The organism is Bradyrhizobium sp. USDA 4449, from assembly GCF_054056275.1.
On the sequence record NZ_JBSRYD010000001.1, the window covers coordinates 2,226,584 to 2,242,357 of the forward strand.

Consider the following 15,774-nt stretch of genomic DNA (forward strand, 5'->3'; position numbering starts at 1 on the left):
AGCACAATTCGGGTCGCCTTGCGCGGAGTACACACGGCGGAAACCGGCCTATCGCTTCGCCGCTTCCGTCTGCAGATCCGGCGCATTGACGGCGGGAATGGCGACGCGGCCGGGGCCGGTCACTTTGAGTGCCTCGGCGGCCTTTTCGTTCTGCATGATCTTGGCCATCACGGCCTGCCCCGCACGCTCGAAGATGGCACGATTCTCGATCACGAATTTTTGCGATCTGCGCAAGCCGTCGATATAGCCGTTGATCTCCGGCACGACGTACCGGGCGACCATATCCCAGCTCCGGCGGGTGCCTTCGGGATTGGCCCAGTCGTGCACGAAGCCGATGATGGCACCGACACCGCCCGACACCTCCATCACGTGCTTGATGGTTTTGACGAGATCGTCGGGCGTGCCGATGGTGGACGCGGCGTCCTCGACGAAAGCGGTCTTGTCCACGGCCTCGTCGGGCGAGGAGAATGCGGTGAGGCCCGGCCGTTGCAGCGTGCCGACGTTATATTCATTGTGCCAGCGCATGAGGCCGGCGCCGGCCTCCTTGCGCGCCTGTTCGCGGCTCTCGGCGATATGGAAAGCGAGCAGCACGCGCCAGTCGGCTCGGCTGACCGTGGTACCGTGCTTCCTGGCGGAGTCCTCGGCGAATTGCCATTGCTGTTGCAACGACATCAGCCCCTGCGTCGTCGTCGAGCCCAGCGAGATGATGCCGATGCCGTATTTGCCCGCCAGGGTCATGCCTGACGGCGAGATCTGCGAGGCCACCACGAACGGCATGTCTTCCTGCAACGGCAGGATCTGGAGCGCCGCGTCGTTCATCGTGAACCAGTCGCTCCTGGCGGTGACGCGTTCGCCGTTGAACAGGCGGCGGATCACGCCGATCGCCTCGTCCTGGCGGTCGCGCTGCGTCATCGGGTCGATGCCGAGCGTGTGCGCGTCCGACGCGAGCGCCCCCGGGCCGGAGCCGAAAATGGCGCGGCCGCCGGTCATGTGGTCGAGTTGCACCATGCGCTGCGCCACGTTGAAGGGATGATGATAGGGCAGCGACACCACGCCGGTGCCGAGCTTGATCCGCTTGGTGCGCTCGCCCGCCGCAGCCAGAAACATCTCCGGCGAGGCGATCATCTCCCAGCCGGAGGAATGATGCTCGCCGCACCAGAACTCGTCATAGCCGAGCGCATCCAATTGCTCGACCAGGTCGAGATCGCGCCGGAACTGGAGCGTCGGATGTTCCCCGATCGGGTGATGCGGGGCGAGGAAAGCTCCAAATTTCAGGCGCGCCATGGCGTTCTCTCCGGCTGTCTTTTCTGTTCGTTGAGGCAAAGGCTAGTTGGTGGCGCACGCGAACGCAATCGCGCGATGTCCCGCGCAGCGGAATGCGGGCATGTCCTACCTCAGAGGTAATCGCGACACCGTGCGCGGTCTGGAATGATCGGGCGGCCATCATACCGGGGCCGCGCGAAATGCATCAGACCGTCACAAAGCCCGTCGATACGACCCGCCGTTGGTGGGTGCTGGCGATCGTCGTCGCCGCGCAATTCATGTTCGGCGTCGACGCCTTCGTCGTCAACGTCGCGATCCCGACCATCGCCGTGGATCTTCGTGCCACGCCGGCGCAGATCGAATCGGTCATCGCGATCTATCTGATCGCCTATGCGACGCTGGTCGTCACCGGCGGTCGCCTCGGCGATATCCATGGCACGAAGAGCGTGTTTCTCGCTGGTGTGCTCGGTTTCGCCGCGACCTCGTTGTGGTGCGGGCTGGCGCTTTCAGGCACGGAGCTGATCATCGCCCGGCTGGCGCAGGGCGCGACCGCGGCGCTGATGGTGCCGCAGGTGCTGGCGACGCTGCATCTCTTGTTCACCGACGAATCGCGCAGCCGCGCCTTCGGCATCTACGGCATCGCGCTCGGGCTCGCCGGCGCCGCCGGCTTCCTGCTCGGCGGCCTGCTGGTCACGATCGATCTTGCGCATACCGGCTGGCGCTCGGTGTTTTTCGTCAACGTGCCCTGTGGCGTCGTCATCGCCGCGGCCGCCTGGTGGATCATGCCGTCGGTGCCGCGCCGCGCTGGTACAAGGCTCGACATCCGGGGCAGCGTGGTGCTGTTCGCAGGATTGCTGTGCCTGATCGGGCCGCTGCTGTTCGGCCACGATGTCGGCTGGGCGTGGTGGCTGTGGGCGGTCATGGCGATCGGCGGCGGGATCCTGTTTGTCTTCATCAAGCTTGAGCACGCGGTTGCCCGCGCCGGCGGTATGCCGCTGATCGATCTGACGCTGCTGGCGGATGCCCCGTTCCTGCGCGGCCTGGGCGCCGCGTTCTTCTTCTTCGTCGCCAATCTGTCGTTCTATCTGGTGATGACGCTCTTCATGCAGCGTGGCCTGAAGATTGCGCCGCTTGCCGCGGGCCTCGCATTCATTCCGCTCGCGCTCGCTTTCGTCGTGGCCTCGCGCCACAGCGGCGCGCGGTCGAAGCATCGCGGCACCAAGGTCCTGATCGAAGGCTGCGCGTTGCAGATCGCAGGCCTCGCCGCGCTTGCGCTTGTTGCGGGCTCCATCAATGCTCCGGCCCCGGTCCTGCTCGCGCTCATCATGATCATCTTCGGCTACGGTCAGGGCCTCGTGATGGCGCCGCTGTCAGGCGCGGTGCTCTCGACCGTCAAGCCTGTCGCGGCAGGCTCGGCGTCCGGTCTGTACGGCACCATTGCGCAGATCGGAAATGCGGCCGGAGTGGCCGCAATCGGCGCGGTGTTCTTCGCGATCGAAGCGCTGCAATCAGCGCGTGCAGCTTTCCTCGTCTCGCTCATTCTATTTGCCGCGTTAATCATGACGTCAGCCGCATTCCTGACGTGGATGCGCCGCGCATGTGCACGAAGTTGAGGCGCTAAGGTTAATACCTGCGGATTCCTGCGGGATTCGGCGCGTTCCGGGATTGAGCGACAGCACACGGGCTTTTCATTTTGCACCGCAGCAACTATCTGGTCTGGGTAAACGTTGAAAGCCGCCCACCAGGAATTTGCCGTGTCGCTTGCCCGCAATGTCGACTTCTTGAGACGTCTGCCGAGGTTGGACGGTCTGCGCCTGCCTGATTTCGGCGCAGGCGCCGGCAGCTCCAGCCCGCTGGAAGAAGTGACCGGCTTCGGCGACAATCCAGGCGACCTGCGCATGTTCGCGTTCGTGCCGGCGCAATTGCAGAAGCCGCACGCGCTCGTCGTCGTGCTGCATGGCTGCGGCCAGACGGCGGCGTCTTACGATCTCGGTGCGGGCTGGTCGACGCTCGCGCGTCACTATGGCTTTGCGCTTGTGATGCCCGAGCAGCAGCGTATCAACAACGGCAACACCTGCTTCAACTGGTTCAATCCCGAGGACACCGCACGCGACAGCGGCGAGGCGCGTTCGATCCGCGAGATGATCGCGCATATGGTCGCGACGCAGCGCATCGATCCCAGGCGCATCTTCATCACCGGCCTCTCCGCCGGCGGCGGCATGACCTCGGTGATGCTTGCGACCTACCCGGAACTATTCGCCGCCGGCGCGGTCATCGCTGGATTGCCGTATGGTATCGCCTCGAATCTGCGCGAGGCGCTCGACGGCATGTTCCATTCGCCTGAGCGACCCGAGCGAGAGCTCGGCGACTTGGTGCGGCGGGCCTCCAACCATCGCGGGCCCTGGCCGAAGATCTCGGTGTGGCATGGCAGCGCCGATCGCACCGTCAATCCCGGCAATGCCAACGAGATCGTCAAGCAATGGCTCGACTTGCACGACCTGCCGATGACGCCGATGGCCGAGACCAATGTCGACGGCTATCCGCGCCAGTCCTGGTGGAACAAGGATGGCGAGACGCTGGTCGAGTCCTACGCCATCACCGGCATGGCCCACGGCACGCCGCTTGGGCTTGCCGACAACGACCAGCGCTACGGCGTCGAAGGTGCGTTCCTGATCGAGGCCGGCATCTCCTCATCCTATCACATCGCAAAGTTCTTCGGCCTCACCGGTTGGATTCAGGACGCGAAGAAGGCGGACGCAATGCCTGCGCCCGCACGCTCGGCCGCCCCGCATCTCGCCCGCACCATCCGTGTGAAAGTCGCCGAAGAGAAGGCCGAGGCGACGCGCGACCAGGGGCGCGGCTTCGATCTCGGCCAGATCATCACCCGCGCGCTCACGGCCGCGGGCTTGATGAAGTAGCGCGCCGGTTGCTCACATCTCGCCGGTGATGAACGGATTGGTCATCCGCTCCTGGCCGATGTTCGAGCCGGCGCCGTGGCCGCAGATGAAGCCGACATCGTCGCCGAGCGGCAGCAGCTTGGCCTTGATCGAGTTGATCAACGTGGCGTGATTGCCGCCGGGCAGATCGGTACGTCCGACCGAGCCGGCGAACAGCACGTCGCCGACATGGGCAAAGCGCAGAGCCTTGTTGAAGAACACCACGCTGCCCGGCGAATGGCCCGGGCAATGCAAAACATCGAATGTCAGGCCGCCGATCGACACGCTGTCGCCTTCGCTGAGCCAGCGGTCCGGCGCGAAATTGCGCACGCCGGTCATGCCGAAGCGCGCGCCGCTCTCGACCACGTTATCCAGCAGAAACTTGTCCGCGGCATGCGGGCCTTCGATCGGCACCTTCAGCGCATCGCGCAATTCCGCCGCGCCGCCGACATGGTCGATATGGCCGTGGGTCAGCCAGATCTTCTCCACGCTGACGCCGGTCTGCTTGATCGCCTCGAGGATCTTCGGCACGTCGCCGCCGGGATCGATGACCACGGCCTTCTTGCCGGGTTCGTCCCAGATGATGGTGCAGTTCTGCTCGAACAGCGTCACGGGGACGATGATCGCGCCGGCCTTGGCCTGTCGGGTGTCATTTTGCTCGGTCATGGCCGCACAATGCCGATTTTTGCTGCGCCGCCAAGCAAAATAGTGGTGGGGGACCATACGGAACAGAAGCCGGGAAGGTCACACGGCCGTCCCAATTCGCTTGCCAGTTTGAACCGGGGCGTTGCTGCCGCGTTCTCCCGCGCGAGACGCAGATTTGGATGGTCTTTCCGGCATGGCACAGGGCAGCGATATCTGGTGGCGCGATGGCATCTTTTATCAGATCTATCCGCGCTCGTTTCAGGACAGTGATGGCGACGGCGTCGGCGATCTCGCCGGCATCCTGCGTCGATTGCCTTACGTGAAATCGCTCGGCGTCGACGCGATCTGGCTGTCGCCGATCTTTCCGTCGCCGATGGCCGATTTCGGCTACGACATTTCCGACTATACCGGCATCGAGCCGCTGTTCGGCACCATGGCGGATTTCGATGCGCTGCTCGCAGCCGCGCATGACAATGGTCTGAAGCTGATCCTCGACCTCGTGCCGAACCACACCTCCGACCGGCACCCCTGGTTCGTCGAGAGCCGCGGCTCGCGCGATAATCCCAAACGCGACTGGTACATCTGGCGCGATCCGGCGCCCGGTGGCGGCGTGCCGAACAACTGGCTGTCCGAGTTCGGCGGCAGCGCGTGGCAGTTCGATGAGGCGACGGGCCAATATTATTACCACGCCTTCCTCGCCCAGCAGCCCGACCTGAACTGGCGCAACCCGCAAGTTCGCGCCGCGATTTACGACGTGATGCGGTTCTGGCTGGAGAAGGGCGTCGACGGCTTTCGCGTCGATGTGATCTGGCATCTGATCAAGGACGCGGAATTCCGCGATAATCCGCCGAACCCGCGATATGTCGAGGGCCGGCCGCCGAACGAAAAGATTCTCACGCAATATTCCACCGACCAGCCGGAGGTGCACGATGTCATCGCCGAGATGCGGCGCGTCACGGATGCCTATGCCGCGCGCGTGCTGATCGGCGAGATCTATCTGCCGCTGCACCGCCTGATGGCCTATTACGGCAATGATCTCACCGGCGCGCAGATGCCGTTCAATTTCGCACTGCTCTCGACCTTCTGGAGCGCGCGTTCGATCGAGAAGATCATCGAGGAGTATGAGAAGGCGCTGCCCAAAGGCGCCTGGCCGAACTGGGTGCTCGGCAACCATGATCGCCCGCGCGTCGCCAGCCGTGTCGGGCCCGAGCAGGCCCGCATCGCCGCCATGCTGCTGCTGACCCTGCGCGGCACGCCGACGCTTTATTACGGCGACGAGATCGGCATGCATCAGCTCGCGATCGCTCCGGAGGATGTTCGCGACCCCTTCGAGAAGAACGTGCCCGGCATCGGCGTCGGCCGCGATGGCTGCCGCACGCCGATGCAGTGGGATGCGTCGCAGTTCGCCGGCTTCTCGGACGTGAAGCCGTGGCTGCCGCTGCCGGAGGATCATGTTCACGAGAACGTCGTCAATCTCGAGGCCGATACGCGCTCGATCCTCAGTCTCTACAAGCGGCTGATCGCGCTGCGCAAGAGCTCGGCGCCGCTGGTCGCCGGCAGCTATTATCCGATCGCCGCGCAAGGCGATCTGTTGATCTATCGCCGCGAAGCCGAGGGCAGGGCGCTCATTGTCGTGCTCAATCTCGGCCCCGAGCCGATCGCAGTCACCACCAGCGCCATCAGCCTCGGCAGCGAGATTTTGCTCTCGACGTTCCTCGATCGTGAGGGCGAGCGGCTGGAAGGCGTGCTGGATTTGCGGGGCAATGAGGGCGTGGTGGTGGTGCCGCCAAGCTGAACGAGGGAGTACGGCGCCAGCGTCATTCGCCACTGTCGTCCCCGACGAGCGAAGCGCAGATCGGGGATCCATACCCACAGGGAGAAGCCTGGCGAGGAGTCGGAGTTGCCGGCCCGCCCCAAACTCCTCCCTGGGATTATGGATCCCCGCGTTTCGCGGGGATGCCAGCGGTTTGTAGTCCTACCTCCCGCGCCCGTTCACTCTCTTTCCGTCCACATCGCTCCGCTTCAGCAGATAATCCAGCCCGCCGACGCGGTACCAGCGATAGCCATAGGGCTCCAGCACGACGCGGTGCCGGCCGCGTTTGTCGGCATGGCTGTGGTCTTCGGCGAGCAAATTGATCAGGTCCTTGCCGGCGCCGCCGGGCAGACCCACCGAGAACGCGATCTCGCGCGGCTTCTCGTCGAGATTGTGCACGAACAGCACGGAATTGTTGCGCCAGTCATAGCGGATGATGAACACGGCGGGGTCGCGTGCCGGGATCACCGTGAAATCGCCCCAACCGATTTCCGGCACCTCCTTGCGCATGCGGATGATGCGCTCGGTCCAGTTCAGCATGGAGTTGGGATCGCGCCGCTGCTTGGCGACATTGACGTGCGGGTAGCCGTACGGACCCTTGTCGATGACGTGGGTCGCCGGCTTGTCGCTCTTGGTGAAGCCGCCATGCGGCTCGGTCGACCATTGCATCGGCGTGCGCGCGCAATTGCGCTCCGGCAGCGAGAGATCGTCGCCCATCGCGATCTCGTCGCCATAGCGGATCACGGGTGTTCCCGGCAGCGTGCACATCAGGCTGTAGGCAAGCTCGAGCCGCCGGCGATCGCCGCCGAGCATCGGCGCGAGCCGGCGGCGGATGCCGCGATCGTAAAGCTGCATGTCCTTGTCGGGGCCGAACGCCTTGAACACGCAGTCGCGCTGCGCCCTGGTGAGCCGTCCGAGATCGAGCTCATCGTGATTGCGCAGGAACAGGCCCCATTGCGCGGAGGCGGGCCGCGGCTTGGTCGCTTTCAGCGCCTTCGCCAGCGGCCGCGAATCGGCGGAGGCCAGCGCATAGAACAAGTGCTGGTTGACGTGGAAGTTGAACATCATGTGCATGCGGTCGGCGTCCCTGCCGAAATACTCCATGTCGGTACCGGGCAGCACATTGGCTTCGGCCAGGATGATGGCGTCGCCCTCGCGCCATTGCAGGAATTCGCGGAAAGTGCGCAGCATGTCGTATTGCTCGACCGGCGTCTTCACCTTCGCGCCCTTGGTCGCGATCACGAAGGGCACGGCGTCCATGCGGAAGCCTGAGACGCCGAGCTGGATCCAGAAGCCCATGATCTTCAGAAGCTCCGCCTGCACTTGCGGGTTGGCAGTGTTGAGATCAGGCTGGAAATCGTAGAAGCGATGGAAGTAGTAGGCGCCTGCTTCCTTGTCGCGTGTCCAGGTGGATTTCTGCACGCCGGGAAACACCATGCCCTTGTTGGCGTTCGCAGGCTTCTTGTCCGACCAGACGTACCAGTCGCGGTAGGGCGAATTCCGGTCGCGCCGCGCTTCCTTGAACCAGTGATGCTGATCGGAGGTGTGGTTGACGACGAGGTCGATGATGACGCGGATGCCGCGTTGCTTGCAGCCTTGCGCGAACTCGACGAAATCGCCGAGCGTGCCATAGCGGGAATCGACGCTGTAATAATCGGCGATGTCGTAGCCGTCATCACGGCCGGGCGAGGTCTGGAACGGCATCAGCCAGATCGTGGTGATGCCGAGCCCGTGCAGGTAATCGAGCCGGCGCTGCAGGCCCTTGAAGTCACCGATGCCGTCGCCATTGGCATCCATATAGGTGCCGACGGAGAGGCAATAGATGATGGCGTTCTTGTACCAGAGATCGTCGATCATGGGTCGCAGCCTCGGTGGTTCCGCCGAGGTGCGGCGGCTGCGTGATAAGTTTTGGGCACCAACGCGGTTCCGCATTCCCTCGTCCTGGCTTGCGCCGGGACGACATTGAGGGGGGAATCGGCTACTTTCCTCCAATGGACAACCCCGCCCGCAACATCGCCCTCGTGCCGCCGCCGGATCGTCGTCAATCAGAAACGGCGCTCGCGATCGCGCGCGGCACGGCGCGGCTGTTGCGTTCGCTCGGGTTTTCCTGCATCAGCGAATTGCCGTTGCCGTCTGGCCGGCGCGCCGATCTGGTGGCCTTGAACGAGCGCGGCGAGATCTGGATCGTCGAGATCAAATCATCGGTCGAGGATTTGCGCGCCGACCAGAAATGGCACGCATACCGTGCCCATTGCGACCGCCTGTTCTTCGCCTTCACGCAGGATCTGCCCTGCGAGATTTTTCCTCAGGACACCGGCCTGATCATCGCGGATGCCTATGGCGCGCATCTGCATTGCGAGGCGCCCGAGCACAAGATCGCAGCTGCAACGCGCAAGCAGATGACGGTGCGGTTTGCGATGGCAGCGGCCTTGCGGATCAACCGACTGGTCGATCCGCAGGGCCACGCGGATTTCTGGGAATAGCGGCGCCGCAAACGCAGCTGCCGTAGGGTGGGTTGGCCGAAGGCGTAACCCACCACTTTCGAGGATATGAAAGAGGTGGGTTACGCTTCGCTAACCCACCCTACGAAACCCGTCACCTGGGCGCGCGCTTGGCCAGAATTCGCTGCAACGTCCGCCGGTGCATGTTGAGGCGGCGCGCGGTTTCCGAGACGTTGCGGTTGCACATCTCGTAGATGCGCTGGATGTGTTCCCAGCGGACGCGGTCGGCGGACATCGGATTTGCCGGCGGCTCCGATTTTTCATCGCTGGTCGAGAGCAGCGCGGCGACGACGTCGTCGGCATCCGCGGGCTTCGAGAGATAATCGATCGCCCCCATCTTCACTGCAGTGACGGCGGTGGCAATGTTGCCATAACCCGTCAGCACGATGGCGCGGGCCTCGGGGCGCTTCTTCTTCAGCGCGGAGACGACATCGAGCCCGTTGCCGTCGCCGAGCCTGAGATCGACCACGGCGTAGGCGGGTGCGGACTTGCCGATCTGCGCCAGACCATCCGAGACCGTGTCACATGACGTCACCGCAAAGCCGCGTGTCTCCATGGCGCGCGACAGGCGCTCCAGAAACGGCTTGTCGTCTTCCACGATGAGAAGCGAGCGGTCGGTCTGTTCGTTCAGCTCAGTGATGGCGTTCAAGGTTTTGTCCTCTCTCCTGCGCATCTCCATATGGCGTCGCAATCAGGCGGTGCCAAGGCCGCCAATAGTCGACCGGGCCTCGCATGCGACGCAAAGGTCGCGGCCTATCCTATTGTTTCCTCGAGGCTCTCGATAGCCTCAAAACGCCGGCGCGGCCACGCGATCTGGACCACTGCACCGTGGTCCGGAAAGGTCCTGTTGGTAAACGAGACCTTGGCGCCGGTGCGTTCGAGCAGTGTGCGGGCAATGAACACGCCGAGCCCGAGGCCGCCGCCGGCATCCTGGGTGCGGCGCCGCGACAGGTAAGGCTCGCCGATGCGGTTCATGAGATCGGGCGGAATGCCCGGGCCGTCATCGGAAATCATGATCTCGATGATGTCGTTGTTCCACCACGCATTCACTTCGACCGTGGTATGCGCGAAATCGACGGCATTCTCGACGATGTTGCCGACACCGTAGAGCACCGCGGGATTGCGCGATCCGACCGGCTCGGTCGCGGCGGCCACCGCGATCCGGACCTTGATGTCGACGCCGAAATCGCGGTGCGGCGCCACCACCTCCTCGATCAGCTCGGACAATTTCATGCGGTCGAACGGCGCGCCGGCCGAGGAGAGCTGCGTGATCTTGCTCAATATGTCGCGGCAACGTTGCGTCTGTTCGCGCAGGGTCTTGAGATCAGCGGCAAAGCTCGGGTCCTTCACCGTCTTCTCGAGCTCGCGCGAGATCAGGAAGATGGTGGCGAGCGGCGTGCCGAGCTCATGCGCGGCGGCGGCGGCGAGACCGTCGAGCTGGGTCAGATGCTGCTCGCGCGTCAGCACCAGCTCGGTCGCGGCGAGCGCGTCGGCGAGCTTGCGCGCCTCCTCGGTCACCTGGAACGAGTAGAGGCTGGTGACGCCGATCGCGAGCACGATCGAAAGCCAGACGCCAAGGAGATAGATCGGCGGCAGCACCACGGGATCTTCGGAGTCCCAGGGCAGCGGGAAATGAACGAAGAACAGGATCGAGGCGCAGGCCACGGCCAAAAGGCCGAGGGCGAAAGTGAGCCGGGCCGGCAGCGCGGTAGCCGAGATCAAGACCGGCGCAAGGAACAGGAACGAGAACGGGTTCTGCAATCCGCCGGTGAAGAACAGCAGGCCCGCCAGTTCCAGGATGTTCAGCGCCAGCAGCGCGGCCGCATGGATCGGCTCCAGCCGCCGCATCGGATTGATCGCGGTCTGGAGCACCAAATTGAGCATGGCCGACAGGCCGATGATGCTGACACAGGGGACGATCTCGACCTCGAACTCCAGCCCCTGCGCCACGATGAAGATTGCGGCGAGCTGGCCCAGCACCGCGAGCCAGCGCAGTCGCAGGATGGTGTCCAGGCGGATGTGACGTTGCGAAGGACGGAAGTCGGAAGCAGCGGTCTCGGTCATCACGGTCAATCTAGCGATGTACGTGTCCGATCACAAACACGCTTGTCCCATGTCCATGCCAGTGCGATCGCATATGGTGTGCATCATATGGCGGCATCGGCGGCCGGCTCCCTCTCCCGCTTGCGGGGGTTGGAATGGGGGTGTCTCCGCATCGGGATTGCGGAGGATGTCCCCGCGTGGCTCACCCGCCGTGCTCTGCGAGCACGTCGGCCTCTCCCGCAAGCGGGAGAGGCGGAGCAAGCCCGAAGAGTCGTGAAATCCATAGGCGATCACCGTGCAGTCCACGGAACGGAAGTCTCGGACGTCAAGTCTTGCGCTCCACCGCGCAATGGCGGAAGAACGCCTCCAGCATGACCGGGAATGACAACGCTTCAAGCCCGCCGACTGTCGCGGATGACATTTCGTCCGCGGCCATCGCGGTCGATCGCCTCGTCAAGGTCTACAAGCAGACCCGCGCGGTGGACGGTATCTCCTTTTCGCTGCCCCGCGGCAGCATCACCGGGTTGCTCGGCGGCAACGGCGCCGGCAAGACCACCACCATCGCGATGATCATGGGGCTGGTGCTGCCGACCTCCGGCCGCGTCCGCGTGCTCGGGCATCGGATGCCGGAGGACAGCGCGGCCGTGCTGGGGCGGATGAATTTCGAAAGCCCCTATGTCGACATGCCGATGCGGCTGACGGGTGCGCCAGAACCTCACGATTTTCGGCAAGCTTTATGCGGTCAGGCACCTCGCCGATCGCATCACGAAGCTGGCCGACGACCTCGATCTCAACGACTTCATCGACCGCGCCAACGGCAAGCTCTCGGCCGGACAGAAGACCCGCGTCGCGCTGGCGAAGGCGCTGATCAACCAGCCCGAACTGTTGCTGCTGGACGAGCCGACCGCCTCGCTCGACCCTGATACGGCCGACTGGGTCCGTGGCCATCTGGAGCGCTACCGCAAGGACAACAACGCCACCATCCTCTTGGCCTCGCACAACATGCTCGAGGTCGAGCGGCTCTGTGACCGCGTCATCATCATGAAGCGCGGTCGCATCGAGGACGATGATACGCCTGATGCCATCATGGCCCGTTACAACCGCACCACGCTGGAAGAGGTGTTCCTGGACGTCGCGCGCGGGCGGGTGAACGGCGCAAAAGAGGGGGCGAGATGAGCGAACTGTCCCTCCACGGCGGTATTTCCGTGCAGCGCATCGGCGCGATGATCCTGCGCTACTGGTATCTGCTGATGTCGTCCTGGCCGCGGCTGCTCGAGCTGCTGTACTGGCCGGCGCTCCAGATCATCACCTGGGGCTTCCTGCAGCTCTACATCGCGCAGAACGCCAATTTCTTCGCGCGCGCCGGTGGCACGCTGATCGGGGCCGTCATTCTCTGGGACATTCTGTTCCGCGGCCAGCTCGGCTTTTCCATCTCGTTCCTGGAGGAGATGTGGGCCCGCAACCTCGGCAACCTCATGATGAGCCCGCTGAAGCCGATCGAGTTTCTGCTCTCGCTGATGGCGATGAGCCTGATCCGGCTCGCGATCGGCGTCATCCCGATGACGCTGCTCGCGCTGATCTTCTTTCACTTCAATGTCTACAGCCTCGGCCTGCCGCTGATCGCCTTCTTCTGCAATCTGATCTTCACCAGCTGGTCGGTCGGCATCTTCGTCTCGGGGCTGGTGCTGCGGAATGGCCTGGGCGCCGAAAGCATCGTCTGGACATTGATGTTCGGAATCATGCCGCTCGCCTGCATCTATTATCCGGTCAGCGTGCTGCCCGGCTGGTTGCAATACGTCGCCTGGTCGCTGCCGCCGACTTACGTGTTCGAGGGGATGCGCGCGCTCCTGATCGAGAACACTTTTCGGACCGATTTGATGCTTGAAGCGTTGGCCATCAACGCAGGTCTTCTGGTGGCTTCTTTCGGGGCATTCCTTGCCCTGTTGCGCAGCGCCAGGAAACACGGCTCGCTGTTGTCGGGTGGCGAATAACCTCACTTTCCCGTGGATTTAGTTCGATTTGGTCGCTTCGCCCCCGTAGATGTACGGAACCATGCATTGACGCAATATTGCGCATTCGGCAGTATGCTGCGATGCGAAGAGGATTTTATCATGCCGATTGGTGAGTTTGGCGGCGCGCCGCCCCTGGCAGCAGAAGGCAGCCCGGTCCTGACCACGCCGATGTACTGGATGTACGAGATGGCGCAGGCCTCTCTCAATCCGGCACGTGCGGTAACCGATGCGACCAAGCTTCTGTTTCAGAATCCGCTGAATCCCTGGGCGCGCACCGAGGTTGGCAAGTCGGTGGCCGCGGCCTGCGAATTGTTCGAGCGCACCACGCGCCGCTACGGCAAGCCGGAATGGGGCCTCGACGACACCGACGTCAACGGCACCCGCGTCCCCGTCGAGGTTCGCTCGGTCTGGGAAAAGCCGTTCTGCCGATTGCTCTACTTCGATCGCAAATTCGCCCGCCCCTTGCGCAGTCCGCAGCCGCGGGTGCTGATCGTGGCGCCGATGTCCGGTCACTACGCGACGCTGCTGCGTGGCACGGTCGAGGCCTTCCTGCCGGCGCATGAGGTCTACATCACCGACTGGGCCGATGCCCGCATGGTGCCCTTGAGCGAAGGCCGCTTCGATCTCGACGACTACATCGACTACGTGATCGAGATGCTGCATGTGCTGGGCGGCAACACCCATGTCATGGCGGTGTGCCAGCCCTCCGTCCCCGTCGTCGCCGCCGTCTCGATCATGGAAGCGCGGCGCGATCCCTTCGTGCCGACCTCGATGACGCTGATGGGTGGTCCGATCGACACCCGACGCAATCCGACCGCAGTGAACAATCTTGCCCAGCAGCGCGGCATCGATTGGTTCCGCAATCACGTCATCACCAAGGTGCCGTTTCCGCATCCGGGCATGATGCGCGACGTCTATCCGGGTTTCCTGCAGCTGAACGGGTTCATCAGCATGAATCTCGACCGGCACATGGACGCCCACAAGCAGCTCTTTGCCAATCTGGTGAAGGGCGACGGCGACCTCGTCGACAAGCATCGCGAGTTCTATGACGAATACCTCGCGGTCATGGATCTCTCGGCCGAATATTATCTGCAGACGGTCGACACCGTTTTCGTGAAGCACTCGTTGCCGAAGGGCGAGATGATGCATCGTGGAACTCGCGTCGATCCTTCCAAGATCACGCGCGTCGCGTTGATGACGGTGGAGGGCGAGAACGACGACATCTCCGGCCTCGGTCAGACTGAAGCAACGCACGGATTGTGCAGCTCCATACCCGATCATCGCCGCGTTCATTACGTCCAGAAGGGTGTTGGACATTATGGCGTGTTCAACGGCTCGCGCTTCAAGTCGGAGATCGTGCCGCGGATTCACGACTTCATGGTCTCGGCTGCGAATCCGACTTCATTGCAGGCGCTTGCGGCGGAATAAGCTCTGATTTCGGCTTTCCCGTCGAAATCAGGGGTCCTCTCGGCGGCTCCGGGAGGGTCAGGCTTCCGCCAGATTCGCGGTATTTAGGTAGCGATGTAGGAGTGAGTCAATCCTCACCCCTTGGGGGCGCCGCATGCATCCGGCGGGGGAGAAAAAAGCCGGTTCCAACCCCAGTCTGTAGGGTCTCCGGACTGTAGAACCCCTGTATATTGGGCAAATGATTTGTTTTTGCGCCGAGCGCTTTCCCTGGCGGCGGTTATGGCAGAATCCGGGCGATCTCCTGCTCCCTGGACTGACAGACATGGCCACTCGCGCGCTCCTCTACCGTCGGCCTCACGAACCGAAGACCCTCGTCATCACCCATGGATCGCAATTCTTTGCGATAAGGCTGCGCAGGCATCGCCGTGCGCGGCGTTACACGCTCAGAATTCATCCGAGTGATCGCGAAGCCATCCTCACCATCCCACCCCGAGGCACGCTCGCTGAAGCCAAGGACTTCGCGCAGCGTCACGGTGCGTGGATCGCGGCACGTCTCGGTCGTTTGCCGAAGGCGGCGCCGTTCCAGCCTGGCACAGTGATACCGCTCCGCGGCGTTTCCCATCGCATCGTGCATCGCGCAGGCAGCCGCGGCACCGTGTGGACCGAAATTCGCGACAGCGGCGAACGCATTGTCTGCGTCGCCGGCGGTCTCGAGCATGTCGATCGCCGCATCAGCGACTTCCTCAAGCGCGAGGCGCGCAAGGATCTGCAGCGTTCGGCGGAGACCCATGCCGCCGAGCTCGGCGTCAAGGTGAAACGGCTCTCGATCCGCGATCAGTCGAGCCGCTGGGGCTCCTGCACCTCGGCCGGCTCACTGTCGTTCTCCTGGCGCCTGATCCTCGCCCCACCCTACGTGCTCGACTATCTCGCCGCGCATGAGGTCGCCCATCTCGTCGAGATGAACCACTCCGCCCGCTTCTGGCGTGTCTGCGGCAAGATCTGTCCGTCGATGGAGCGCGCCAAGAAGTGGCTCGACACGTACGGCAATGACCTGCACCGGTACGGGGTCGAGGATTAGGCCCTCTACCCATAAACCCAGCGGCCTGATGCGACGAAGGCTACGTCCGCTTTGCCCGTCACGACGAAGCTCGTGC

12 protein-coding genes and 1 pseudogene are annotated in these 15,774 nt (G+C 63.6%); 8 read left to right on the top strand and 5 right to left on the bottom strand.

Annotated elements, in window-relative coordinates; all coding sequences use genetic code 11:
- Nucleotides 1-48 precede the first annotated feature (48 nt).
- Nucleotides 49-1,284: an LLM class flavin-dependent oxidoreductase gene (locus ACVIIW_RS10590; RefSeq protein ID WP_456700683.1), complete on the bottom strand. Its 1,236-nt coding sequence runs from the start codon at nucleotides 1,282-1,284 to the stop codon at nucleotides 49-51.
- Between the two features lie 179 nt (nucleotides 1,285-1,463).
- Here ACVIIW_RS10590 and ACVIIW_RS10595 point away from each other — a divergent pair, with 179 nt between their 5' ends.
- Both ACVIIW_RS10595 and ACVIIW_RS10600 read left to right on the top strand, forming a co-directional pair.
- Nucleotides 1,464-2,876 (top strand): MFS transporter, encoded by a 1,413-nt coding sequence (locus tag ACVIIW_RS10595; RefSeq protein WP_456700684.1) that lies wholly within the window; start codon nucleotides 1,464-1,466, stop codon nucleotides 2,874-2,876.
- 141 nt (nucleotides 2,877-3,017) lie between these two features.
- Nucleotides 3,018-4,181 carry an extracellular catalytic domain type 1 short-chain-length polyhydroxyalkanoate depolymerase gene (locus ACVIIW_RS10600; RefSeq protein WP_456700685.1) on the top strand — a complete coding sequence of 388 codons (1,164 nt, stop codon included), beginning with the start codon at nucleotides 3,018-3,020 and terminating at the stop codon, nucleotides 4,179-4,181.
- Between the two features lie 12 nt (nucleotides 4,182-4,193).
- On the opposite strand, the gene ACVIIW_RS10605 is transcribed toward ACVIIW_RS10600, so the two are convergent.
- Nucleotides 4,194-4,865 (bottom strand): MBL fold metallo-hydrolase, encoded by a 672-nt coding sequence (locus ACVIIW_RS10605; RefSeq protein ID WP_456700686.1) that lies wholly within the window; start codon nucleotides 4,863-4,865, stop codon nucleotides 4,194-4,196.
- Between the two features lie 172 nt (nucleotides 4,866-5,037).
- On the opposite strand from ACVIIW_RS10605, the gene ACVIIW_RS10610 reads away from it, so the two are divergent.
- Nucleotides 5,038-6,639 (top strand): alpha-amylase family glycosyl hydrolase, encoded by a 1,602-nt coding sequence (locus tag ACVIIW_RS10610; protein ID WP_456700687.1) that lies wholly within the window; start codon nucleotides 5,038-5,040, stop codon nucleotides 6,637-6,639.
- A 180-nt stretch (nucleotides 6,640-6,819) separates the two neighbouring features.
- Here ACVIIW_RS10610 and ACVIIW_RS10615 read toward each other — a convergent pair whose 3' ends face one another.
- Nucleotides 6,820-8,514, bottom strand: a complete 1,695-nt coding sequence (locus ACVIIW_RS10615; protein WP_456700688.1) for an alpha-amylase family protein — start codon at nucleotides 8,512-8,514, stop codon at nucleotides 6,820-6,822.
- A gap of 134 nt (nucleotides 8,515-8,648) precedes the next feature.
- Here ACVIIW_RS10615 and ACVIIW_RS10620 point away from each other — a divergent pair, with 134 nt between their 5' ends.
- Nucleotides 8,649-9,140, top strand: a complete 492-nt coding sequence (locus tag ACVIIW_RS10620; RefSeq protein ID WP_456700689.1) for an MmcB family DNA repair protein — start codon at nucleotides 8,649-8,651, stop codon at nucleotides 9,138-9,140.
- 112 nt (nucleotides 9,141-9,252) lie between these two features.
- On the opposite strand, the gene ACVIIW_RS10625 is transcribed toward ACVIIW_RS10620, so the two are convergent.
- Both ACVIIW_RS10625 and ACVIIW_RS10630 read right to left on the bottom strand, forming a co-directional pair.
- Nucleotides 9,253-9,807 carry an ActR/PrrA/RegA family redox response regulator transcription factor gene (locus tag ACVIIW_RS10625; RefSeq protein WP_456700690.1) on the bottom strand — a complete coding sequence of 185 codons (555 nt, stop codon included), beginning with the start codon at nucleotides 9,805-9,807 and terminating at the stop codon, nucleotides 9,253-9,255.
- Between the two features lie 104 nt (nucleotides 9,808-9,911).
- The gene (locus ACVIIW_RS10630; protein WP_456700691.1) at nucleotides 9,912-11,222 is read right to left on the bottom strand and encodes an ActS/PrrB/RegB family redox-sensitive histidine kinase; all 1,311 of its coding nucleotides are present in this window, start codon (nucleotides 11,220-11,222) and stop codon (nucleotides 9,912-9,914) included.
- A 458-nt stretch (nucleotides 11,223-11,680) separates the two neighbouring features.
- Here ACVIIW_RS10630 and ACVIIW_RS10635 point away from each other — a divergent pair.
- The 4 genes and pseudogenes from ACVIIW_RS10635 (at nucleotide 11,681) to ACVIIW_RS10650 (ending at nucleotide 15,698) form a co-directional block, all read left to right on the top strand.
- Nucleotides 11,681-12,377: pseudogene (locus tag ACVIIW_RS10635) on the top strand (ABC transporter ATP-binding protein).
- Nucleotides 12,374-13,192, top strand: coding sequence for an ABC transporter permease (locus tag ACVIIW_RS10640; RefSeq protein WP_456700692.1), 819 nt, complete (start codon nucleotides 12,374-12,376; stop codon nucleotides 13,190-13,192). Before ACVIIW_RS10635 ends, ACVIIW_RS10640 begins: the two are co-directional and overlap by 4 nt.
- Nucleotides 13,193-13,312: 120 nt before the next feature.
- Entirely contained in the window at nucleotides 13,313-14,641 is a 1,329-nt protein-coding gene (locus ACVIIW_RS10645) for a polyhydroxyalkanoate depolymerase (RefSeq protein ID WP_456700693.1), read from the top strand.
- A 217-nt stretch (nucleotides 14,642-14,858) separates the two neighbouring features.
- On the top strand, nucleotides 14,859-15,698 hold the full coding sequence (locus tag ACVIIW_RS10650) for a M48 family metallopeptidase (RefSeq protein WP_456700694.1): 840 nt from the start codon (nucleotides 14,859-14,861) through the stop codon (nucleotides 15,696-15,698).
- The last annotated feature ends 76 nt before the right edge of the window (nucleotides 15,699-15,774 follow it).

Bases quoted from the DNA above. Each gene is read 5' to 3' on its own strand.
- ACVIIW_RS10590 (WP_456700683.1), bottom strand. From the start codon at position 1,284: ATGGCGCGCCTGAAATTTGGAGCTTTCCTCGCCCCGCATCACCCGATC.
- ACVIIW_RS10650 (WP_456700694.1), top strand. From the start codon at position 14,859: ATGATTTGTTTTTGCGCCGAGCGCTTTCCCTGGCGGCGGTTATGGCAG.
- ACVIIW_RS10615 (WP_456700688.1), bottom strand. From the start codon at position 8,514: ATGATCGACGATCTCTGGTACAAGAACGCCATCATCTATTGCCTCTCC.
- ACVIIW_RS10605 (WP_456700686.1), bottom strand. From the start codon at position 4,865: ATGACCGAGCAAAATGACACCCGACAGGCCAAGGCCGGCGCGATCATC.
- ACVIIW_RS10610 (WP_456700687.1), top strand. From the start codon at position 5,038: ATGGCACAGGGCAGCGATATCTGGTGGCGCGATGGCATCTTTTATCAG.
- ACVIIW_RS10640 (WP_456700692.1), top strand. From the start codon at position 12,374: ATGAGCGAACTGTCCCTCCACGGCGGTATTTCCGTGCAGCGCATCGGC.
- ACVIIW_RS10645 (WP_456700693.1), top strand. From the start codon at position 13,313: ATGCCGATTGGTGAGTTTGGCGGCGCGCCGCCCCTGGCAGCAGAAGGC.
- ACVIIW_RS10620 (WP_456700689.1), top strand. From the start codon at position 8,649: ATGGACAACCCCGCCCGCAACATCGCCCTCGTGCCGCCGCCGGATCGT.
- ACVIIW_RS10630 (WP_456700691.1), bottom strand. From the start codon at position 11,222: ATGACCGAGACCGCTGCTTCCGACTTCCGTCCTTCGCAACGTCACATC.
- ACVIIW_RS10595 (WP_456700684.1), top strand. From the start codon at position 1,464: ATGCATCAGACCGTCACAAAGCCCGTCGATACGACCCGCCGTTGGTGG.